Here is a 20,665-nt window from a genome sequence, read left to right on the forward strand (position 1 = left end):
GTAACGACGAATGAAGGAACAGAAAAAAGGATTTTTAGTAAGCTTACTGGTCTTGCTAACCGCCAGCGCTCAGGCGCAGTTGCCGGGTTATGCCGCCCGATACACCCAGCCCGGTGTTGATGTCCAGAACTACGCTTTTTCGATCAAATTGAGTGATTCTACGAATCAAATTCAGGGGGAAACGGGTATTCGGTTCACTCGTGCTGATGACCGGCAAACGGTTTGGTTTGACTTGATCAGCCCCCGCGACTCCTCACAAACAGGTATGCGTGTGCGTGCAGTAAGCCTGCCTGATGGTAAGGCGGTGCCATTTAGCCAGCGCAATGACCGCGTATTTATCAACCTGCCTGCCGCCCCCAACCAGCCTACGGAGGTGGTAATTCGGTATGATGGAACGCCTGCAAAGGGGCTTATTATTAGCCAGAATAAGTTCGGTGAACGGACATTCTTTGGCGATAACTGGCCTAATAACGCTCGAAATTATTTGCCCGTTATTGACCATCCATCCGACAAGGCAACCTGTTCCTTTGCGGTCAATGCCCCCGCCACATACCGCATCATTGCCAATGGTAAGTTTTTAAATGAAAGCAGTTTGCCGAATGGGCGCAAGTTGACACGCTGGCAGGAGAACACGCCAATTCCGACGAAAGTAATGGTAATTGGTGCTGCTAAGTTTGCGGTTGAAGAAGTCGGTTCGGTAGGCGGGGTGCCGGTGCAAAGCTGGCTTTATCCCAATGATAGTCAAAAGGGCTTCATTGATTACCGGCCAGCGAAAGAGATTCTGCAATATTTTATCAGTAAAATCGGGCCGTATTCATACGAAAAACTAGCCAATGTAGAGTCGACCACAATTTTTGGTGGAATGGAAAATGCCAGTTGCATTTTTTACAACGAGAAAATAATTGTTGGTAAAAAAGACTCCGATGTGGAGGCATTGCTGGCCCACGAAATTGCCCACCAATGGTTCGGGAACTCCGCTACCGAAGCTGACTGGTCGCAGTTGTGGCTGAGCGAGGGCTTTGCCACCTATTTCTCTGCCCTCTATCTCGAACATGCCTATGGTAAAGACACGCTCAATGCTGTATTGAACCAGAACAAAGGCCAGATTTTTCGGTATGCGGCATTGAAACCTAAAGGAACCATCGTTGACTCGACGGCGAGCAATCTGATGGACTTGCTCAACCCAAACTCGTATCAGAAAGGCGGCTGGGTGCTCCATATGCTCCGCCACGAACTCGGCGACGATACGTTCTGGAAAGGCATCCGGGCCTACTATGAGAAATTCCGGAATGCCAACGCCCAGTCCAGCGATTTGCAGGCCGTCATGGAAAGTGTTTCCGGCAAGAAATTGGGGCAGTTTTTTCAGCAATGGCTCCATCAGCCCGGCTACCCCGAAATTGTCTGGGGAACAAGCTACGATGCGGCCAAAAAAGCATTGGTGATCGACGTTCGGCAGGCGCAACGAACGGGCGCGTTTTTTGCAATACCGCTCACGTTCAGCATACGGGGTGCCAACGGTCGTGAAATCAGCCGCACCGCCCGCCTGACCATGACCGAACAGACCCAAACTTTCACGGTACCTTTAGCCAACAAACCTATTTCGATTCTGATCGACCCCGACAATACGGTGTTGATGCGGGCTGTCGAAATGGGTAAGTAATGTTTACTTTACGTACCAAACAGCTTCTAGCTGTTTGTGGGTAGCTGGTTATCAATTCACACAAACAGCTAGAAGCTGTTTGGTACAACAATACAAACTATGCTCAAGCGCGTTTCTATCCAGAATTTCAAGAGCCTGAAAGACGTCACGCTCGACCTTCAGAAAGTTAATTTGTTAATCGGCCCGAACAACTCGGGCAAGACGAATTTTTTGAAGGCGCTGGAGTCATTTTCAATGGGTGGCCTAGGGTCTAACAATATAGAAATTCTAAAATCAATCAGCTATAAGCATAGACCTGTAGATATTAATTATGAATTTGATTATATACCTACTGCCGAAGGTTATATGATTAGAAACAATATGAACAATGGTATTAGTCTCTATCATTGTGTTCAGAAATCAATAGTTCAAGATAAACAATGGGCTACCAATGTTGATAGCATCTTTGATGATTGGTTTGAAAATGAGCATGGAGATAAAATAAATGATACTAGCCCAAGCCATGACAGAAGAGAATTTTCTGAATTTATAAGTACCAAAATTTTTAAGCCGGATCCATCGAAACTTCTTCAACAAGTTAAATTTTCCGCAGACCAGTCAGATTTATTAGCGGACTGCTCTAATCTAATATCTTTCTACTTTTACACAGATGCCAATTTTAAGCGCAACTCAAAAAGTATTCAAGATGATCTTTCTAAGTGTATACCTGAGATTGCTTATTTTACACTACCTCCTGTAAAAGTTGGGAATGATAGTATGCTTGGGTTGCGCTTTTTTGATGAAGAAGAGAATGGCTATTGGGCTGAAGAAGTGTCCGAAGGAGTACTATATTTTCTATCCTTACTTTGCATTATCCATCAACCTAACCCACCTAAACTCCTCCTTCTTGAAGAGCCTGAAAAGGGTATTCACCCACGGAGAATATATGAAGTAATACAATTTATTTTGGGCTTGGCTGATGATAAAGACATACAAGTTATCATGACTACACATAGTCCTATTGTGCTGGATATGTTCAAGGATATGACCGAAAGCGTTTTTATCTTTGATAAAGATGATGAAGGGGCTACTCGTGTCAAAAACTTACAGCGTGATGTAATTGAGCCGGATGAAGAAGAAAGTAAGCGATTAGGTATTGAGCCACCACATTACACAAATTCATTAGGTAGCTCCTGGACGGTTGGATTTTTAGGAGGGGTTCCCAAATGAGCAAGACGTTTACGTTTGGATTCTTAGGTGAAGATGTAGCCCAAAAGAATTTTCTGGTCCATTATCTAGAAAGCCAGTATAAAGGGGTTTTTTCGGAAGTAACAGAATTTGGTTGGCGTGTAAAAGCGAATACCAAAGATGAGGTTGACGCTAACTTACAAGCTGCTTTGTTATTTAAGATACGCTTCGGTTTAGATGTATTGTTTATTGGACGCGATACTGATTCTTCTGAAAAAAAATCTGTAGAAAGTTGTCGCGAGAAAATAGCTAACCCGTTTAAAGGACAGTCAGGTGTAATTTTTATGATTCCTATTCAATGCATTGAGCATTGGCTTTGGTATCTAAAATGGAAGCGTGACAATTCTGGAAGCACTAAAAATGAGCCTTTGGAGTCGTTTAAGCGCACTCAGGCCAAGAACGTAGTCTATGGCGAGAAAGCAAAAGCTGAAACCAGGATGCATCTCGCCAATAGCCTCTTAGCTGATCTTGATGTCACTTGGTTGGAGTCACGTTCAGAAAGTTTTCGACACTTCCACAGGCAGGTAACCGATTTTCTTACCCAATACGCTAAGGGACAATAATCCCCATTAAAATAACCGCAACGCCACGACCTCACGATCGTGGCGTTTTTGCTTTTCAAAAGTGGCTGTGCTTGTCAGAAGGGTCGTAGCCCCACATGGAGATTGTTCAAACGAACTACATCCTTCCAGCGTTTACATCTAAACCATTTGGCTACAATAACTCTTAACGAACATGAACTACTACAACTCCATCATCGACACCATTGGCAATACGCCCCTGGTGAAACTCAATAAAGTCACGAAAGGAATTCGGGGGACGATTCTGGCAAAAGTCGAGTATTTCAACCCCGGCAACTCCGTGAAAGACAGGATTGCCGTTCGTATGATCGAAGATGCCGAAGCACGGGGTGTTCTCAAGCCGGGCGGTACGATCATTGAAGGAACCAGTGGTAATACGGGGATGGGTCTGGCGCTGGCAGCTATTGGCAAAGGCTACAAGTGCATTTTCACAATGGCCGACAAACAGTCGCAGGAGAAGATAGATATTCTGCGGGCGGTAGGGGCTGAAGTGGTCGTTTGCCCAACGAACGTAGCCCCCGACGACCCCCGTTCGTATTACTCAGTCGCAAAGAAACTCAACCGCGATATTCCCAATTCGCTTTACCCAAATCAATACGATAACCCCGCCAATACAGCCGCGCATTACGAAACAACCGGCCCCGAAATCTGGCGAGATACCGATGGGAAAATTACGCACTTTGCCGCTGGTGTGGGCACTGGCGGCACCATTTGCGGTACCTCGAAATTTTTGAAGGAGCAGAAGCCTGATCTTATTTCAATTGGTCTGGATACTTACGGCTCTGTATTCAAGAAGTACAAAGAAACCGGCCAGTTCGACGAAGGAGAAATTTATCCGTATTTGACAGAAGGGATAGGTGAAGATATTTTACCGCAAAATGTCGATTTCAGTCTGATCGACTTCTTCGAGAAGGTGACCGATAAAGATGCGGCCATTATGGCTCGTCGGCTATCTCGCGAAGAAGGTCTGTTTGTTGGTTGGTCGTGTGGTACTGCCGTGCATGGTGCGCTGGAATGGGCAAAAGAACACCTCACCGACGATGATGTGATGGTGATTCTATTACCAGATCATGGCACGCGTTATCTCGCCAAAATTTACAACGATACCTGGATGAAAGACCACGGTTTTCTGGAAGATCGGGCCTTTAAAACGGCTCGTGACATCATTAGCCACAAAACTGGCCAGTCACAATTAACGACAATTGGTGTAGACGTTTCGGTGAGCCAGGCTATTCAGGTGTTGAATCGCTATGGTATTTCGCAGATTCCGGTGACGGACGAAAATGGTCATATTGTCGGTAGCCTTACCGACTCTACGGTGCTTAATCGGCTCATAGAAGACCCCGCCGTGAAAGATCATCCCGTAAGTGAGGTAATGGATAAAGCATTCAAATTTGTCGGTCTGGACAATACCATCGATGCACTATCATCTTTGATCGACCGCGACAATAAAGCCCTGTTAGTGCGTGACGAAAAGGAACAGGTACACATCATTACCCAGGCCGATTTATTGGCGGCAATGACGAATTGATGTAGTGTAGCGCGGGTTTCCACCCGCGCTACACTACCGCCTGTTATCCCCGCCTTCTATCATGCTCAGGTAGCTCATGTAACGGCTTTCGGCAATGGTTCCTTCGGCAACGGCCTCTTTTATGGCGCAGCCGGGTTCGTTGATGTGTAGGCAATTATTGAAACGGCATTCGTTCATGCGGTCGCGCATTTCGGGGAAGTAGTGACCTATCTCGGTCTTCGAGGTGTCCATCAAGCCAAGTTCTTTGATGCCTGGCGTGTCGATAATATAGGTATTGGGGGCCAGTTCGAACATTTCGGCAAAGGTCGTTGTATGCACACCCTTATTGGCAAAAGATGATACCTCGTTGGTTCGTAGGTTCAAATCTGGCGCAATGGCGTTCACGAGTGATGACTTGCCCACGCCGGAGTGCCCGGCCAGCAGCGTTACTTTTTGATTGAGCAAATCCCGGAAAGCCTCAACGCCAACGCCTTCAGTAGCCGATGTTGCCAGGCAGTTGTAGCCGATGCGTTCATACAACTCGATGATTTCCTGCTGGAACGCCAGCCCCTCTTCGTTCAGAATATCAAGCTTGTTAAAAACAATCGTCGTGGGAATCCGGAATGATTCAGCCGACACCAGAAATCGGTCAATAAACCCGGCCGACGTGCGGGGCATGGCCAGCGTAGCCAATAAGACCGCCTGGTCAAGGTTAGCTGCCAGCATATGTCCGTGCGCCGTTTTATGAACCGACTGCCGAATGATGTAATTATCGCGGGGCGAAATAGCAGTAATGATGGCCGTGTTCTCAACTTTATCTTCCACGTCAAATTCCACCCGGTCGCCAACGGCAATCGGATTCGTGACTTTCAGACCCTGAAGTTTGAATTTGCCCTTCAATCGCGCCTGAAAAATATGTCCGTCTTTGTTACGAATTTCGTACCAGGAGCCGGTTGACCGTAAGACTAAGCCGTGTTGTGCCAATGAGTGAAAGAGTGAAAGAGTGAAAGAGCGTACAAGTGGTTGGCGTTGTCTTACGCTCTTTCACTCTTTCACTCTTTCGCTCATTAATTTCTGTACAATTTCCATAACCTTCGCCGTTGCGCCAATGTTCCGCTGCACATACTGACGGCTGATTTGGGCAGCGTTTTCAGGGTTTTTATACTGTTTGGCAAACGCTTCGGTTAATTCGTTTACGTTGCTGATTGGGAAAGCTGCGCCTTCCTGCACCAAATCAATGGCCTCTTGATATTTGTCGTATTCAGGACCGAAAAACAGCGGCATCCCAAACGTAGCGGCTTCCAGAATGTTATGCAGCCCTTGTTTAAACGCCCCACCAATGTAGGCAAACTCGCCATATTGATAGAGTGATGAGAGCATTCCTACATTGTCGATGATAAGTACCCCGGCAACCGCAACATCTGTTTCCGAAGCCAGTGAGAAACGAACGGATGGCTTTAATAATTGACTCCGCCAGCGCTCAATTTCGTCGTCGTGAATTTCGTGAGGGGCAATAATCGCTTTCAATGGTGCGGCAAAGGTATTTAGAAAGGGAATCAAAACGGCCATATCATCTTGCCAAGCGCTGCCAATTACAATGACCGGGCTGTTATTTTTGAAGGCCTCGGCCAACGGGATGGCCTTTTTAGTATTGACTACCTGCGACACCCGGTCGAAGCGGGTATCGCCTGCAAGGGTCACGTTAGTAAGATCAATGCTCGCAAGTAAAGCCACAGATTCCTGATTCTGCACCAGAATATGATCGAAGAAATGGAGCAGGTTGCGGTAAAACTGCCCCCAGGGCTTAAAGAAAAGCTGATTTGGACGGAAGATCGCCGAGAACGAAATAACCGGCACATGAGCCGTTTTTAGTTGATGGAGATAATTGTACCAGAATTCGTACTTAATGAAAAAAGCTATTTGAGGTTTTACCAACTGAATAAACTGTTGGGCATTGGCGGGGGTATCGGCGGGTAGATAGATCACATAATCGGCACCATCATAGTCTTTACGGACTTCATAGCCGGATGGTGAGAAAAACGTTAGCAGAATTTTATAGTCAGCATACTGAGTCCGAAAGGCTTCCATAACCGGGCGGCCTTGCTCAAACTCACCTAGTGAGGCTGCGTGAAACCAGGCTACAGGGCTGGTATTTCCGGCAAGCTGTTGCTGTAATATGGTTGCCCAGTCACGCCGACCGTCAACCCATTGCCGGGCTTTAGGGTTAAAAGGGGCTACCAGCGTCAATAACGTTTGGTAGGCAAAAATACCCGTGTTGTAGAATCCTGAAAACAAGCGAAGGTAAGGTTGGTTATAGTTAGCAAAGCTACGAACTCATTTAATAAACCACCTTCCTCATGAATACATACGACACACTTAGCGAAGCACTCGATGGCCTGCGTAAACAGGGCTTTACGCAGGATTATAACCTTAAATCCGATTATTTGCATTGCCAACCGGACAATATCGAGTTAAAGCCTGCCGATTTTGATGTGGTTGATGTATATCGTTTTGAAGGGATGACGGACCCCGCCGATGAAGCCGTTTTGTATGCTATTGAAGCCAAAAACGGGAATAAAGGCGTGCTGGTTGATGGATATGGTGCATCGTCTGAATCGATCTCATCGGAGATGGCCGAGAAACTGAGATATACGCCCGAAAGCTGACGAACTTTTCATAACTGAAATTGATTTTACGTCAACAGAATGGATGTTGATAGAATGAACTGGAACAAACTAACGAGTGACACTCAACTTGAGACTATTAAAGCAGAGTCAGTAAGGCAGCCCGTGCTAATCTTTAAGCACAGCACAACTTGCTCGATTAGTGCTATGGCACTCAGTCGAATGGAGCGGAACTGGAACGATCAGCTAGGAGTGAAACCTTACTACCTCGATCTATTGGCTAATCGGCCTATTTCTGCCAAAATTGAAAATGAATTTGGTATAGAGCACGAGTCGCCACAGGTCTTATTAATCAAAAACGGCGCATGTATTTATGATGCCTCGCATATGGCTATTTCGTTTGCTGGTTTGCAGCAGGCGGTGTAGCCAGAAGGAGAAAAGGGAATAGGGGGAAGAAAGGGAGAAGGTATGCGCATGCATAGGCCTTTACCCTTTCTTCCCCCTATTCCCTTTTCTCTTTTTATTCCTTCAGCGTTATTTTTGCCCGATGGCAGACGCCCCCAATGGGTGGGTTGAATTTCGATACACTAACTTCAACCGCATCCAGATCCGCGTATGTCGTGCGAATTTCCTGAATGATCTGGTGCGCAATATGTTCGAGCAGCCGAGCGGGTTGCTTCATAACACCGGCTGTAATTCGGTATAAATCTTCGTAGTTAACCGTTGCGCTCAGACGGTCTCGACGAGCCGCTTCCGAGAAGTCGGCTGTTACGACGATGTCTACCGAATATTTATTGCCTATTTTCTGCTCCTCGTCGTAAAAGCCGTGATAAGAGAAAAATTCGAGACCTTCCAGGGCAATTGTTCCCATAAGATGATAAGGTGGTAATGCGATGTGTTGAGGGAAACCTGGTAAACCGGCAACGAGTTTCCTTCGGGATGCTACATCACCGCATCACTTAAATCTGATCGAAGAACGATTCACTTTTTTTAGCTACTACTTCGTCTTCCGGAGCTTCACTAGGCGCTGTCTCTGGCTCTGTTGTATTGACCTCCGCCAGTACCGATTCCGGAGCGGTTTGTTCAACAGGCTCAGTTGTCTCAGCAACGGGGTGTTCGGTTTCATGATGATCTGCGTGTAACGCTTCATCAAGTTTTTCGACAACGGTTTCGTCGACAGGAATCGCTTCTGGAATAGCCGTTTCACGTTCTGTTAACGCGGGTAGTTCAGCAACCGGCTCTGGTTGTGTATCTGCTTCCGAAGCAGCTTCTGTCGATATAGTCTCTTGGGGCTCAGCCTGTTTTAATTCATCCTGAAGCTGCGAGGAAATATCGTCCATTTTGCCTTTGAGGTTCTGTTTGGCAAATTTTTTCTCGAAACGATCTACGCTATCGACAGCATTGTTGGCCAGTGTACGAATCTGTACTGCCAGATTTTCTTTGTAGCCTTCCAGTGCCTTAAAATCGTGCTCCAGGGATTTAATATCATTGAGAATATTATCTTTCAAATAGCGAGCCTGATTTTCCGCATCCTGTACCATTAAAGCCGAGCGTTTGCGGGCATCGGCAAGTATATCATCGGCTTGCTGCCGGGCTTCGCCAACGTGTTTCTGACCTGCACTGTTTGCTTGTTCTGTAATCTGTGTACTTGTATCCTCCGCCATTTTGAGCGTGCGGAACAACGTCATCTCAACCTCTTTAAGCTTACCCAACTCTTTCTCAGCTATTTCGAGCTGCATTCGTAACATTTTATGTTCGCTGGTTAAACGTTCCCATTCCTGAGACAACGAAACCAGAAATGCATCAACATCTTCTGTTCTATAGCCGCGCAACCCCTTTTCAAACGTGTGCTGCCGGATTTCGATGGGCGTAATTTTCATTGCTGCGCTAAGGGTTTTTATGTGTTACTGAATAGCCATGTAAAGGTGAATTAACGGCCTTAATACCTATTTTACAAAAAATAGACTGAAAAATAAGGGAATCCTACTTAATCCACCTGTTTTAGCTCAATTTCCATACCGAAATCGTTCGATCGTCGCTGGCCGACAATAAAAGTTCGTTATAATCTGTCCAGAGCACCTTGTTGACCGATGTATTATGTCCTGCATGTCTGGCCCGATCAACGACTTTTATCAACTTGTATGTATCAGCATCCCAGATTTTGATTGATTTGTCCATGCTGGCGGTCGCCAGCAAGGTGCCAGACGAATTGAAGGCTAGATGATTGATGGCAAACATATGCGCTACAGTATCGTGCAGTAAAGTATAGCCTTGCTCAACATCCCATACTTTAAAATGAGCATCGCGCCCGGCCGTAATCAGATGTTGGAAATCAGGAGAGTAGGCAACGGTAAATACCGAATTGCCATGTGCCTGAATGACGTGCTTGAGCGCATAGGTCGTTAAATTAAAAATACGGACAACATTGTCGCTGTAGCCAACAGCCAGTTCCCGCTCAACAGGATTGATAGCCAGGCAACGCGCCGACTGATCCGATGCTTTGATGTGTTTTTTGACGACAAGTGGATTTGTCGATACAACGGCGACAACGCCATCTGAGAGGGCCAGAAATGCGTCATCATTGTGAAATTTAATGTCGAAAATAGCCGCAGTCGTTAGCTTTAACGACATGACTTCTTCTTTCCTGACCGGATTAATCAAATGGACGCCTTCAAAATTCTGCCCTACCCACAAGAGCCCACTGGTTGGGTGTAGCGCCAGCGCGTAAATGGAGGTAGGGACTTTGGCGATCAACTCACCTAAATCGGGCCGGTTAAGGTGCCATTGAACGACCTGACCATCGCCACCCGCCGAAAAAAACTGCTCGGCAAGAGGGCCGCGTTCAAGTGCGTAAATCGGGTCGCGGTGCCCGCCGAACGTATCTATTTTTTCTACGATCACAGTTTGGAAAAACAAGTTGGTGATCAAAGGTCGTTAATCCTTTCTTTTTCTCGAACGACTTCCGACTTTTGGTGGTGACTTTTCAAGTAGATATAAACGGCGACTGTATTGCCAGGCTCCGGGCCATTACCGAAGATGAACCGACCTTGCGGGCGGGGGTACCATTAACCGTTTCGGAGCAGGAAGATTTGGCGGGCATTAGCCACCCGTCTCAACGGATTGAATGGCTTGCCTGCCGGGTAGCTATTCGGCAGTTGGTCGAAGCGCAGGGAATGAGCTATAAGGGACTTCGGAAAGATGAATTTGGGAAACCGCACCTTATTGATTCGCCCTGGCATATTTCCCTGTCGCACACCAGTGGCTGGGCGGCAGCGGTATTGCACCGGTCAAGACCAGTTGGCATCGATATTGAACCAATTCGAGAGCAGTTTAAACGGGTAGTGCCGCGTGTATTGTCGGAGAGTGAGATCAATCATGCCGCTGGCGATCCAAACCGATTGGCGGTGTACTGGTGCGCCAAAGAAGCGCTGTATAAACTTTACGGAAAACGACAGCTTACCTTTCGGGAGCATCTGCACGTAGAACCCTTCGCCGACGGAGACTCTCATCTAGTTGGCCATGTTCGCTTACCAAACCATCAGGAGCAATTAGTGATCCGGTGTTTTCAGGCTGGCCCAGGTCTATTAGCAGTGGCCTTTTAATTGTACCCGCGGGCTTCAGCCCGTGATTTTCGGCGGTCTAATCTTATCGCTGAAAATCACGGGCTGAAGCCCGTGGGTACAGTTCATTATCGTTGTGTATAATCCGAGAGGGGCAGCCCATCGCCGTCGTCCCGAACAGTATTAAGGATTTGCTCCACTTCACGAACCCGTTCTGTATCGCCGTTTTTTTCAAAGGCGAGGGTCAGATTACGAAGTACCCGCCGAACAATATCGGCGTTGGTGCAGGGTTGATAGAAGGTTTCCAGACGTTTGATGTTCAACTGGTCAATATATTGGTCGATGTCTTTTGTGGTAAAGACCAATCCCCGGTTAAACACATTGATATAGAACTGCACCCCGCTGCTATTCTTGTAGGTCAAGACAAATAAGTTGGGCAGATTAACGCCATAAACAGGTAGGTTCAGCCGCTTGGCAATGAGCATATACAGTACACAAAGCGTAATCGGATTGCCCCGACGCGATTCGAGTACCTGATTGATCATCGAATTGGCCGGCGAGTGAAAATGCTTGGTGTTGGGCGCAAATTTCAACTTGGAGAAAAAAGCACTGTTCATCGCCTTTATCTGTTCGTCGGGGTGCATATCTATCTTAAAATCCACCCAAACGTCGTAGAAAAGTTGCTCAACGTCCTGCTTTAGCCGATCGAGCGACAGGTCGGGATATTGATAGGTGGCAACAATCCAGAGACCTTCCAGAAGATCCATTGCGCCCCCGTTTTTCCAGTCGCGCATTCGATCCAGAACGGATTCGTATTGGAGATCATGAATAATTTCTTCAATACGTTTTTGCAGATCGGGATTGAAACTCCCTTCCCACTCAGACTCTAAAAGTGGAATCATTTGACCACCCATTTGCCGAATTCGCTGTTCAACGTGTTCAACAACTTCCCGGTCTTCGTCGTCCAGGAGCGAGATAAGGGCTTTCAATTCGTTGTCGTTCATTGGTTTGTGCTTCTTTTTCAGAGTACCCTAGAATAAAAACTGTTTTCGAAACCTTTTGAATATACTACTTTTGTGTTGTTTTAGGAGTTGTAATGCTAAAATAGCAACAAAAATTTTATAAAAAACGGTTTGACTCTCACAGGCAATTCTCCCAAAATTCTGGTAACTGGTGGGGCTGGTTTTATAGGCTCACACACGGTTGTTTCATTAGTTAACGCCGGTTTCGAACCGGTTATCGTCGACGACTTTTCCAACTCCGAACGAAAGGCACTTGATGGGCTACGGGCTATTCTGGGCCACGATGTAACGTGCTATCCGGTTAACTGCAACGATGTCGTTGCTATGGAAGACATCTTTCAGAAAGAAAAACCGGTTGGCGTTATTCACTTTGCGGCCTACAAAGCCGTGGGCGAATCGGTGGCAAAACCGTTGAAATACTACCGCAACAATCTGGACTCGCTGCTTCTGCTGCTTGAGTTAATGCCTGCGTATACTGTGCAGAACTTCGTGTTTTCGTCGTCCTGCACAGTCTATGGCCAGCCAGAACAGTTGCCTGTAACAGAAGAAACCCCCCGCCTTCCGGCTCAATCGCCTTACGGCAATACCAAGGCCATTGGCGAAGATATTATTCGGGATGCTATTCATTCGAAGATACCCGTTAAGGCGTTGGCTCTCCGGTATTTTAACCCTATCGGTGCACATCCATCTGCACAAATAGGTGAGTTGCCGTTGGGTGTTCCGGCTAATCTGGTTCCCTTTATTACGCAAACAGCCGCCGGAATCCGGTCCAGCCTAACGGTGTATGGCGATGATTATAATACGCCCGATGGCACCTGCGTTCGTGATTATATTGATGTCATGGACCTGGCCGATGCGCACGTTCAGGCGTTAACGAAGCTTATTGAAGCCAAAGATTCTTACTCATACGATGTCATCAACATTGGCACCGGACGTGGAGAAACGGTCCTGAACGTGATAAAAACATTTGAAGAAGCAACAGGGGTTACCGTGAACTACAGCGTTGGCCCTCGTCGGGCTGGTGATGTTGAGCAGGTTTATGCCGATGTTAGTAAAGCAAACCGGGTACTGGACTGGTCGGCCCGTCGTTCGCTGGCTGAGTCCTTACGTGACGCATGGCAGTGGCAGCAGAAATTAAGTTAAATTGATATGTGGTTTACTGTTTATGGTTGTTTATGTATCAGCAACTCGTTTGGCAGGGACCATAAACCGTAAACTGAAAACCTAAAACATAATGAAACTTCTTATTACAGGTGGAGCCGGGTTTATTGGCTCTCATGTTGTTCGGCTATTCGTTACGAAATACCCTGAATACCAGATTTATAACCTCGATGCGCTGACGTATGCCGGTAATCTGGCTAACCTCTCAGACATTGAGCATTTACCCAATTATACCTTCATCAAAGGCGATATTACCGACGCGAAGTTTTTGGAGGATATGTTTGCTGAGCTGGAACTGGATGGCGTTATTCACCTCGCAGCCGAATCGCACGTTGACCGGTCCATAACCGATCCTATGTCATTTGTAATGACCAACGTGGTTGGTACGGTAAACTTGCTGAACGCAGCCAAAAATAGCTGGGCTTCCAGCGCGTCTGGCTTCGAAGGGAAACGATTCTATCACGTGTCGACCGACGAAGTATTTGGCTCGCTTCATAATCCTGAAGATTTCTTTACGGAAGAAACCGCTTACGATCCCCAGTCGCCTTACTCAGCCTCGAAAGCCGCTTCTGATCACTTTGTAAGGGCCTACGGTAATACCTATAAATTGCCGGTTGTGCTGTCAAACTGCTCGAATAATTACGGCCCGAATCACTTCCCCGAAAAGTTGATTCCGTTGATGATTCACAATATCCAGACCAGCAAGCCGCTGCCAGTATATGGCAAAGGCGAGAACGTTCGCGACTGGCTGTTTGTGGTTGATCATGCCCGCGCTATCGACGCGGTTTTCCACAAAGGCAAAGAAGGCGAAACCTACAACATTGGCGGCTTCAACGAGTGGAAAAACATTGACATCGTTAACCTGCTTTGTCAGATCATGGACCGTAAACTGGGCCGACCAGAGGGAACATCGGCTCAACTGATTACATATGTAACCGACCGGGCCGGTCACGATCTGCGCTACGCCATCGACGCACATAAAATAATGAATGAACTGGGCTGGGAGCCATCGCTTCAGTTCGAGGAAGGTCTCGAAAAAACTGTCGATTGGTTCCTGTCTAATCAGACATGGCTGGATAACGTCACCTCTGGTGCCTACCAGAGTTATTACCAGGGAATGTACACGAATCGGTAAATAGAGACGAAAGAGCGAAAGAGTGAAAGAGTGAAACCGGGCAACCGGTTCGAAGCGAAAAATAATTCGTCAGCTACTCTTTCACTCTTTCATTCTTTCGCTCTTTCATTCTTTAATTTATGAAAGGAATTATTCTTGCCGGAGGCTCTGGCACACGTCTTCACCCGCTTACACTGGCTGTTTCAAAGCAATTGATGCCGGTGTATGATAAACCAATGATCTACTACCCGCTGTCGATTTTGATGCTGGCGGGTATTCGCGAGATATTAATTATTTCGACACCTCATGATTTGCCGCATTTTGAAAAATTGCTTGGTGACGGTACACGTATAGGATGCACGTTCAGCTACGCCGTTCAGCCAAGCCCCGACGGTCTGGCACAGGCATTTATTATTGGCGAGGAATTCATTGGCGACGATAAGGTCGCACTTGTTTTAGGCGACAATATCTTCTATGGATCGGGTCTGTCGAAATTGCTACAGTCCAATAATGACCCCGACGGTGGTGTTGTCTATGCCTATCAGGTACATGATCCGGAACGCTACGGCGTGGTTGAATTCGATGCGGATTTCAATGTCTTATCTATTGAGGAAAAGCCAGAAAAGCCCAAGTCAAACTACGCAGTGCCGGGTTTGTATTTCTATGATAACGACGTTGTCAATATAGCTAAGAATATTAAACCATCCCCCCGTGGCGAACTGGAAATTACGGATATAAACCGGGTATATCTGGAGCAAGGTAAGCTCAAAGTAGGTGTTCTTGACCGGGGCACGGCCTGGCTCGATACAGGCACATTTGAGTCTTTGATGCAGGCCGGGCAGTTTGTTCATGTAATTGAGGAGCGTCAGGGATTAAAAATTGGTTGCATCGAAGAAATCGCCTACCGCATGAAGTTCATCAACGCCAACGAGCTAACGACCATTGCGCGACCGCTGGTCAAGAGTGGTTATGGGGCTTATCTCCTGAACTTGCTGAAGTAATTTCTTTAGTACACATAAAAAACGCCAGGGCAATAAGCTCCGGCGTTTTTTTATGATCTAACCTAACCTATGAGAAATATCTTTACTGGTATCTGTTCAAGCAGTGTGTTCAGAAGCTTCGATACAAAGATAAATGATAAGCCACCGGTTATCTGAGCGCATAAACACCGGTTTTGAGAAAGGACTATTAAACAGGCAAAAGCCCGCAGTTTAGTACGTAGAACTACGTATTGGTAAATATTTTATACGGAGTAATGTGCTTGTAGTTAAGAAATTACGTCTTGTTCGTAAAAATATGTAAAATTGGTGTACAAACACAGGTGTCGTAATTTAGATGCGCTTTCCGATTTTATCCATCCCGGAGTAACCAAACGTCACATTAATTTCAATCTCCATTCATTATGAGTGTATTTACTAAAGATGCGGGCCGCATACTTGACCCCTTCGAAACAAAAGCCATGACAGGTGCCTACCAGGAACGTAAGTTAGCGGTTGGCCTGGCTAAAGATGAATATGTTCGTTCAGAATATTTCGGCATCAACCAAGTTCAGTATTTACTTGATCAACCCGGCTGTATAGGATTACGTATACATCATGCCAAGCGATGGGAGGACGCAGACGGTAAACCAACAGAACCCGGCAAGGGCCAACTTATACCACGTGTATTACTAACGGGTGTAGATGAAAAGGGACAGGACATGCCTATTTACGCTGATAAAGCCGGTATGAAAGATATGGCCGGAGACGGTGGAGGAAATGGGACTGCCGTGGGAGATGGCCTGCCTTGCCCAAGACACTGCGCTTAAACTTATTAAAATTATTCGAAATAATGTTAGATAGAATACTGCTATTGTTTGATAAATATCCATTAGATTTTATCTCCCAGCTTAGCAGTATTCTCCCTATTGTCGTTGGGTTATTCACGTTCAAACACTTAAATAAAAACATTAAGATTATCCTGTTACTTTTTTGTATGTATTTCATTGGCGATACATATATGATCTGGTTAGGGATTTTTCAAAAAAATAACCTTTTTATATTAAATATTTATCCAATAGGTATCATAATATTATTGACCGCTGCCTATGTTCCTATTTTTATAAGCCTCTCCGCTAAACGCCTTGTTGTAAGTGTAGCTATAGTTTTTTTACTTACGTGCATAGCTAACTTCAAGATTTTTGAAATATCATCTGTTGACTTGTTCTTATGTAGAATATATACAATTGCATTGATGCTACTATATTTTAACAATACATTGTCTGATATGAGGGTAAAAAATATATTAATACATAGTCAGTTCTGGATAAGCTCAGGTTTGATTATTTATGCCACGGGTACATTTTTTATCTCCATTTTTAGTGAATTTATTTTCAATCCAAATCTAGTTGATGATACTACATTCAATGCTTACTGGAACCTCAATAATGTATTGTTTTTGATCTTAGTAGCTTTCTCCTCGATTGGTATATGGCTTAGTAAATACGATCAGGAAAATTTACTCTAAAAACCCTTTAAATTATTTAAACAACTCCTGATACTGATTTTATATTTTCCACTCGCTCAATTGTTATAGACGTACATTGACATTTATGCGTAGATTCTAGAACTTTACTTAATGCGTTTTTCTTAGATAGCTATCATGTCGATAGATTCCGGTTTTGTAATTGCAATAGGTACGGCGGTCTTGTTGATAATGGCAGTTTTCATTATCATCTTCGTCGCCTATTACCAGCAAAAACAGGCAAAACAACAACTGGCCTACAAGGAATTGCAGGCACAGCACCGGCGTGATCTGATGGCAGCGACCTTTCGGGGGCAGGAGGAAGAGCGAAAACGATTGGCCGAAGATATGCACGACGGGATCGGGACTATGCTATCGGTAACGAAAATGAGCCTTAATCAGCTGGAACGTCAGGTTGGGGGCGATGTGCAGACAGGGTTTCTGTTTCAGAAAACCCGCTCCATGATCGACGAAACCATGACCAATGTTCGGCGAATCAGTCGGAATCTCGTACCCACAACACTTGAGCGTTTTGGATTGCTGGCGGCACTTGAAGAACTGGCCGACCGCGCCACCGATAATGATGTCGAAATACAGTTAACCTATCCCGAATCGGTCATTCCGTTTCCACCGGCTCTGGACCTGATGCTCTATAGAATAGCGCAGGAACTGGTTAATAATGCTATCCGGCACGCCCGTGCCCGAAGGATCACCATTCAGGTGTACAATGTTGAGAATGAGGCACGGTTGTCTGTTATTGATGATGGTGTAGGCTTCGATTTCGATGTTGTCACGGAGAATAGACAGGGTGGCTTGGGACTCCGAAATATTGAAAGCCGTTTGAGCGTGGTGAACGGACATGTAACATTCGATGTTGCGCCCGGTCGTGGGTCGCAGATTCATATACAGGTTCGCCTGCACGACACCCAACCTGTTGATTTATTGAGTTAATTTGTTTGCTGAACTGTCTCTCTTTACGACTAATGCAGCATCAGTTCTTAACTCCTCTTCCTCTATGCGAAAAATTAAGCTGGCTCTTTGCGATGACCATACCCTTTTTCGGGTTGGGATGGCCACTATTCTCGGACAGATTCACGACTTCGAATTGGTTTTAGAGGCTGGCAACGGCCAGGAATTAATCGATCGGATTCCCCGCAAGTTACCTGATGTTGTGCTGCTCGACCTTCAGATGCCGGTCATGGATGGCACTGCCACCGCCGATTATCTGCGGGAAAATTACCCGCTCATAAAAATTGTTGTATTAACCATGCACGATGAAGATCGAATGGTGTTGCATTTGCTTGAGAAAGGGGTAAGCGGTTATCTTCTGAAAGATGCCGAAGCCGGTGAGGTTGAAAAAGCCGTTCGGAAGGTGATGGATGAAGGCGTTTACCTGAACGAATTTGTATCAAAAGCGATGCTTCGTAAAATGACAAACAAAACAGCCGTGTCGAAGCCTATCAATGCCTTTTATAATAGCAAAATCCTCCTTTCCGAGCGCGAAAAGGAAGTGCTGATGCTTATCTGCGAAGGACTCTCGACGTTGGAAATCAGCGAAAAAATATTTCTTAGCCCCCGAACTGTTGAGGGCCACCGCCTGCGCATTCTCGAAAAAACCGGTACCAAAAATACCGCTGGCATGGTAGCCTATGCGTTTAAGAATAGCCTTGTTTGAGATGGTTAAAGGCTTCCCGTTTTGCCTCCATCTACCGGAAGATTGACACCATTAATAGAAGCGGCAGCAGGTGTGCATAAAAAAGCAGCAGCGGCTGCCACTTCCTCGGCTGTAACGAATCGCCCTGTTGGGATTTCGGCTTCTAGTTGCTGAGCCGTTTCTTCTTCTGTTTTGCCCGATGTTTTCGATCGCATGGTTAGCACAGCCGCCAGACGAGCGGTTTGGGTATAACCCGGCAGCACATTGTTGACCGTAATCCCATAGCGGGCAATCTCCAGTGAAAGCGTTTTAGCCCACTGGGCAACTGCCCCACGAATCGTATTCGACACACCGAGCCCTACAATCGGCTGTTTGACAGACGTTGAGATAATATTGACAATGCGCCCATAACCAGCCTCTTTCATCGCCGGAAAAACCGCCTGAACCAACGCTTGATTATTGAGCAGATGATTGTGGAATGTCCTCACAAACTCATCGGCATTTGCATCAATCAGTGGGCCTCCGGCCGGGCCACCCGTATTATTGATCAAAATGTGCAACGCTGGAAATTGAGCCAAATGCCGGGCAATAGCCGTCTGCACTTCGCCCGGTTGGCTAAAATCGGCCACCAGGTACCGGTGCGTTTGTCCCTGACGTGTGTCCAGTTCCAGCAATGTTGTTTTAAGCGTTTCTTCATTACGAGCCATCAGCACAATAGTTGCCCCTAACAAAGCCAGTTCAATAGCCGTGGCGCGACCAATTCCCTGCGTACTGCCGCAAACGAGGGCCGTTCTTCCTGTTAATGTAAGATTCATGTGGAAATGTGTTTTATTAATAACGCCGATCATCAATACAAAGGCCGGACAAAATAGGGAAAAAGACCATTGGCGTAGTTTTACATCTACAAATGGTTAGTTTTGGGCAACTTTGTATCCAATATTAATCATTTGCATTTCAACAGACCATGTCAAAGACATTAATTATCGTGGTGGTTATTGCCCTGTTTCTGGGTATGTACGGCTGTAGTTCCTATAATGGGTTAGTTCAAACAGATACGAACGTACAGGAAAAATGGGCGCAGGTTCAAACCCAGTACCAACGTCGGGCCGATTTAATTCCAAACTTAGTTCGCACTGTTCAGGGTGCTGCCAATTTTGAGAAGAGCACGTTGACGGCCGTTATTCAGGCACGGGCCAGTGCTACGCAGGTGAAATTCACCGCTGATCAGTTGACCCCTGAGAACGTTCAGAAATTTCAGGCGGCTCAGGATCAGTTGAGCGGCTCCCTGTCGCGCTTACTGGCGGTTGCAGAAAGTTACCCGAACCTGAAAGCCAATCAGAACTTTTCAGAACTACAGGCTCAGTTGGAAGGAACTGAAAATCGTATTGCTGTTTCTCGTAACGATTTCAACGGCGCGGTGAAATCGTATAACCAATCGGTACGGTCGTTCCCGAACAATATCTTCGCCGGTATTTTTGGATTCCCTGTGAAAGGCTTCTTTGAGGCTTCGCAAGCGGCTCAAAACGCTCCAACAGTACAGTTTTAATATACAATGAACAATGTATAATGAATAGTGGACGCAATAGCCATTATTCATTATACATTATACATTATCTAGTTCATGAATCCCTTCACTCCCGACGAACAACAGCGTATTGTGGAATCCATTCGTCAGGCTGAAAAGTCTACGTCGGGCGAAATTCGGGTGCATGTTGAACCGCACTGTGCAAATGCCGACCCTGTACAACGGGCCATTGAGGTATTTACTAATTTGGGTATGCACCAGACGAAAGAACAGAATGGTGTATTGTTCTATCTCGCCCATACCGACCGGAAGTTCGCTGTATTGGGTGATAAAGGGATTGATGCAAAAGTACCTGCCAATTTCTGGGAAAGCACGAAAGACCTGCTTCGTAGCCATTTCGCTGCCGGACACTACGCCGAAGGGCTAAGTGTGGGCATTGAACGAGCCGGGCAACAATTAAAACAGTACTTCCCTTACGCCAGCGACGACACTAACGAACTCGCCGACGATATTTCGTTTGACTGA

At 46.2% G+C, this 20,665-nt stretch carries 22 protein-coding genes; 15 read left to right on the forward strand and 7 right to left on the reverse strand.

Annotated features, from left to right (window positions below):
• Window positions 1-10: 10 nt before the first annotated feature.
• The 4 genes from CWM47_RS15950 (at window position 11) to CWM47_RS15965 (ending at window position 4,999) form a co-directional block, all read left to right on the forward strand.
• A complete protein-coding gene (locus CWM47_RS15950) occupies window positions 11-1,660 on the forward strand; it encodes a M1 family metallopeptidase (protein ID WP_100989176.1) in 1,650 nt (549 codons plus the stop codon).
• Between the two features lie 99 nt (window positions 1,661-1,759).
• Window positions 1,760-2,869 (forward strand): AAA family ATPase, encoded by a 1,110-nt coding sequence (locus tag CWM47_RS15955; protein ID WP_100989178.1) that lies wholly within the window; start codon window positions 1,760-1,762, stop codon window positions 2,867-2,869.
• Complete coding sequence (locus tag CWM47_RS15960) at window positions 2,866-3,450, forward strand: hypothetical protein (protein ID WP_100989180.1); 585 nt, start codon at window positions 2,866-2,868, stop codon at window positions 3,448-3,450. Before CWM47_RS15955 ends, CWM47_RS15960 begins: the two co-directional genes overlap by 4 nt.
• Before the next feature lie 172 nt (window positions 3,451-3,622).
• Window positions 3,623-4,999, forward strand: coding sequence for a cystathionine beta-synthase (locus tag CWM47_RS15965; protein ID WP_100989182.1), 1,377 nt, complete (start codon window positions 3,623-3,625; stop codon window positions 4,997-4,999).
• 33 nt (window positions 5,000-5,032) lie between these two features.
• Here the strand turns inward: CWM47_RS15965 and rsgA are convergent, their stop codons facing one another.
• Both rsgA and CWM47_RS15975 read right to left on the reverse strand, forming a co-directional pair.
• On the reverse strand, window positions 5,033-5,962 hold the full coding sequence (rsgA, locus tag CWM47_RS15970; RefSeq protein ID WP_100989184.1) for a ribosome small subunit-dependent GTPase A: 930 nt from the start codon (window positions 5,960-5,962) through the stop codon (window positions 5,033-5,035).
• A 60-nt stretch (window positions 5,963-6,022) separates the two neighbouring features.
• Window positions 6,023-7,273 (reverse strand): 3-deoxy-D-manno-octulosonic acid transferase, encoded by a 1,251-nt coding sequence (locus tag CWM47_RS15975; RefSeq protein ID WP_100989186.1) that lies wholly within the window; start codon window positions 7,271-7,273, stop codon window positions 6,023-6,025.
• A gap of 62 nt (window positions 7,274-7,335) precedes the next feature.
• On the opposite strand from CWM47_RS15975, the gene CWM47_RS15980 reads away from it, so the two are divergent.
• Both CWM47_RS15980 and ytxJ read left to right on the forward strand, forming a co-directional pair.
• Window positions 7,336-7,644, forward strand: coding sequence for a phosphoribosylpyrophosphate synthetase (locus CWM47_RS15980; protein ID WP_100989188.1), 309 nt, complete (start codon window positions 7,336-7,338; stop codon window positions 7,642-7,644).
• Between the two features lie 54 nt (window positions 7,645-7,698).
• Complete coding sequence (gene ytxJ / locus CWM47_RS15985; protein WP_100993904.1) at window positions 7,699-8,028, forward strand: bacillithiol system redox-active protein YtxJ; 330 nt, start codon at window positions 7,699-7,701, stop codon at window positions 8,026-8,028.
• 94 nt (window positions 8,029-8,122) lie between these two features.
• Here the strand turns inward: ytxJ and folB are convergent, their stop codons facing one another.
• From folB to CWM47_RS16000, 3 genes are all read right to left on the reverse strand, one after another.
• Window positions 8,123-8,473 (reverse strand): dihydroneopterin aldolase, encoded by a 351-nt coding sequence (folB, locus tag CWM47_RS15990; RefSeq protein WP_100989190.1) that lies wholly within the window; start codon window positions 8,471-8,473, stop codon window positions 8,123-8,125.
• Between the two features lie 88 nt (window positions 8,474-8,561).
• Complete coding sequence (locus CWM47_RS15995; RefSeq protein WP_100989192.1) at window positions 8,562-9,482, reverse strand: DivIVA domain-containing protein; 921 nt, start codon at window positions 9,480-9,482, stop codon at window positions 8,562-8,564.
• 121 nt (window positions 9,483-9,603) lie between these two features.
• Window positions 9,604-10,503 (reverse strand): WD40 repeat domain-containing protein, encoded by a 900-nt coding sequence (locus CWM47_RS16000; RefSeq protein WP_100993905.1) that lies wholly within the window; start codon window positions 10,501-10,503, stop codon window positions 9,604-9,606.
• Window positions 10,504-10,574: 71 nt separating this feature from the next.
• Here CWM47_RS16000 and CWM47_RS16005 point away from each other — a divergent pair, with 71 nt between their 5' ends.
• On the forward strand, window positions 10,575-11,204 hold the full coding sequence (locus tag CWM47_RS16005; protein ID WP_100989194.1) for a 4'-phosphopantetheinyl transferase family protein: 630 nt from the start codon (window positions 10,575-10,577) through the stop codon (window positions 11,202-11,204).
• 86 nt (window positions 11,205-11,290) lie between these two features.
• On the opposite strand, the gene CWM47_RS16010 is transcribed toward CWM47_RS16005, so the two are convergent.
• A complete protein-coding gene (locus CWM47_RS16010; RefSeq protein WP_100989196.1) occupies window positions 11,291-12,166 on the reverse strand; it encodes a transglutaminase-like domain-containing protein in 876 nt (291 codons plus the stop codon).
• Between the two features lie 129 nt (window positions 12,167-12,295).
• Here CWM47_RS16010 and galE point away from each other — a divergent pair, with 129 nt between their 5' ends.
• The 6 genes from galE to CWM47_RS16045 all read left to right on the forward strand — a co-directional run bounded on the left by galE (window position 12,296) and on the right by CWM47_RS16045 (window position 18,636).
• Window positions 12,296-13,327 (forward strand): UDP-glucose 4-epimerase GalE, encoded by a 1,032-nt coding sequence (gene galE / locus CWM47_RS16015; protein ID WP_100989197.1) that lies wholly within the window; start codon window positions 12,296-12,298, stop codon window positions 13,325-13,327.
• A gap of 91 nt (window positions 13,328-13,418) precedes the next feature.
• Complete coding sequence (gene rfbB / locus CWM47_RS16020) at window positions 13,419-14,480, forward strand: dTDP-glucose 4,6-dehydratase (protein WP_100989199.1); 1,062 nt, start codon at window positions 13,419-13,421, stop codon at window positions 14,478-14,480.
• A 119-nt stretch (window positions 14,481-14,599) separates the two neighbouring features.
• Window positions 14,600-15,460 carry a glucose-1-phosphate thymidylyltransferase RfbA gene (gene rfbA / locus CWM47_RS16025; protein ID WP_100989201.1) on the forward strand — a complete coding sequence of 287 codons (861 nt, stop codon included), beginning with the start codon at window positions 14,600-14,602 and terminating at the stop codon, window positions 15,458-15,460.
• Between the two features lie 401 nt (window positions 15,461-15,861).
• The gene (locus tag CWM47_RS16030; RefSeq protein ID WP_100989203.1) at window positions 15,862-16,266 is read left to right on the forward strand and encodes a hypothetical protein; all 405 of its coding nucleotides are present in this window, start codon (window positions 15,862-15,864) and stop codon (window positions 16,264-16,266) included.
• A gap of 833 nt (window positions 16,267-17,099) precedes the next feature.
• A complete protein-coding gene (locus tag CWM47_RS16040) occupies window positions 17,100-17,912 on the forward strand; it encodes a sensor histidine kinase (RefSeq protein WP_100989207.1) in 813 nt (270 codons plus the stop codon).
• 64 nt (window positions 17,913-17,976) lie between these two features.
• Complete coding sequence (locus CWM47_RS16045; RefSeq protein ID WP_100989209.1) at window positions 17,977-18,636, forward strand: response regulator transcription factor; 660 nt, start codon at window positions 17,977-17,979, stop codon at window positions 18,634-18,636.
• Window positions 18,637-18,641: 5 nt separating this feature from the next.
• Here CWM47_RS16045 and CWM47_RS16050 read toward each other — a convergent pair whose 3' ends face one another.
• Complete coding sequence (locus tag CWM47_RS16050) at window positions 18,642-19,430, reverse strand: SDR family oxidoreductase (RefSeq protein WP_100989211.1); 789 nt, start codon at window positions 19,428-19,430, stop codon at window positions 18,642-18,644.
• Between the two features lie 149 nt (window positions 19,431-19,579).
• On the opposite strand from CWM47_RS16050, the gene CWM47_RS16055 reads away from it, so the two are divergent.
• Window positions 19,580-20,161 (forward strand): LemA family protein, encoded by a 582-nt coding sequence (locus tag CWM47_RS16055; protein ID WP_100989213.1) that lies wholly within the window; start codon window positions 19,580-19,582, stop codon window positions 20,159-20,161.
• 75 nt (window positions 20,162-20,236) lie between these two features.
• On the forward strand, window positions 20,237-20,665 hold the full coding sequence (locus CWM47_RS16060; RefSeq protein WP_100989215.1) for a TPM domain-containing protein: 429 nt from the start codon (window positions 20,237-20,239) through the stop codon (window positions 20,663-20,665).

Origin of the sequence: Spirosoma pollinicola (genome assembly GCF_002831565.1) — a bacterium.
GTDB lineage: Bacteria > Bacteroidota > Bacteroidia > Cytophagales > Spirosomataceae > Spirosoma > Spirosoma pollinicola.

What these genes read in the sequence shown, in the direction of transcription:
- CWM47_RS15950 (WP_100989176.1), top strand. Translation starts at nt 11, where the DNA reads ATGAAGGAACAGAAAAAAGGATTTTTAGTAAGCTTACTGGTCTTGCTA.
- CWM47_RS15955 (WP_100989178.1), top strand. Translation starts at nt 1,760, where the DNA reads ATGCTCAAGCGCGTTTCTATCCAGAATTTCAAGAGCCTGAAAGACGTC.
- CWM47_RS15960 (WP_100989180.1), top strand. Translation starts at nt 2,866, where the DNA reads ATGAGCAAGACGTTTACGTTTGGATTCTTAGGTGAAGATGTAGCCCAA.
- CWM47_RS15965 (WP_100989182.1), top strand. Translation starts at nt 3,623, where the DNA reads ATGAACTACTACAACTCCATCATCGACACCATTGGCAATACGCCCCTG.
- CWM47_RS15980 (WP_100989188.1), top strand. Translation starts at nt 7,336, where the DNA reads ATGAATACATACGACACACTTAGCGAAGCACTCGATGGCCTGCGTAAA.
- ytxJ (WP_100993904.1), top strand. Translation starts at nt 7,699, where the DNA reads ATGAACTGGAACAAACTAACGAGTGACACTCAACTTGAGACTATTAAA.
- folB (WP_100989190.1), bottom strand. Translation starts at nt 8,473, where the DNA reads ATGGGAACAATTGCCCTGGAAGGTCTCGAATTTTTCTCTTATCACGGC.
- CWM47_RS15995 (WP_100989192.1), bottom strand. Translation starts at nt 9,482, where the DNA reads ATGAAAATTACGCCCATCGAAATCCGGCAGCACACGTTTGAAAAGGGG.
- CWM47_RS16010 (WP_100989196.1), bottom strand. Translation starts at nt 12,166, where the DNA reads ATGAACGACAACGAATTGAAAGCCCTTATCTCGCTCCTGGACGACGAA.
- rfbB (WP_100989199.1), top strand. Translation starts at nt 13,419, where the DNA reads ATGAAACTTCTTATTACAGGTGGAGCCGGGTTTATTGGCTCTCATGTT.
- rfbA (WP_100989201.1), top strand. Translation starts at nt 14,600, where the DNA reads ATGAAAGGAATTATTCTTGCCGGAGGCTCTGGCACACGTCTTCACCCG.
- CWM47_RS16030 (WP_100989203.1), top strand. Translation starts at nt 15,862, where the DNA reads ATGAGTGTATTTACTAAAGATGCGGGCCGCATACTTGACCCCTTCGAA.
- CWM47_RS16040 (WP_100989207.1), top strand. Translation starts at nt 17,100, where the DNA reads ATGTCGATAGATTCCGGTTTTGTAATTGCAATAGGTACGGCGGTCTTG.
- CWM47_RS16045 (WP_100989209.1), top strand. Translation starts at nt 17,977, where the DNA reads ATGCGAAAAATTAAGCTGGCTCTTTGCGATGACCATACCCTTTTTCGG.
- CWM47_RS16050 (WP_100989211.1), bottom strand. Translation starts at nt 19,430, where the DNA reads ATGAATCTTACATTAACAGGAAGAACGGCCCTCGTTTGCGGCAGTACG.
- CWM47_RS16055 (WP_100989213.1), top strand. Translation starts at nt 19,580, where the DNA reads ATGTCAAAGACATTAATTATCGTGGTGGTTATTGCCCTGTTTCTGGGT.
- CWM47_RS16060 (WP_100989215.1), top strand. Translation starts at nt 20,237, where the DNA reads ATGAATCCCTTCACTCCCGACGAACAACAGCGTATTGTGGAATCCATT.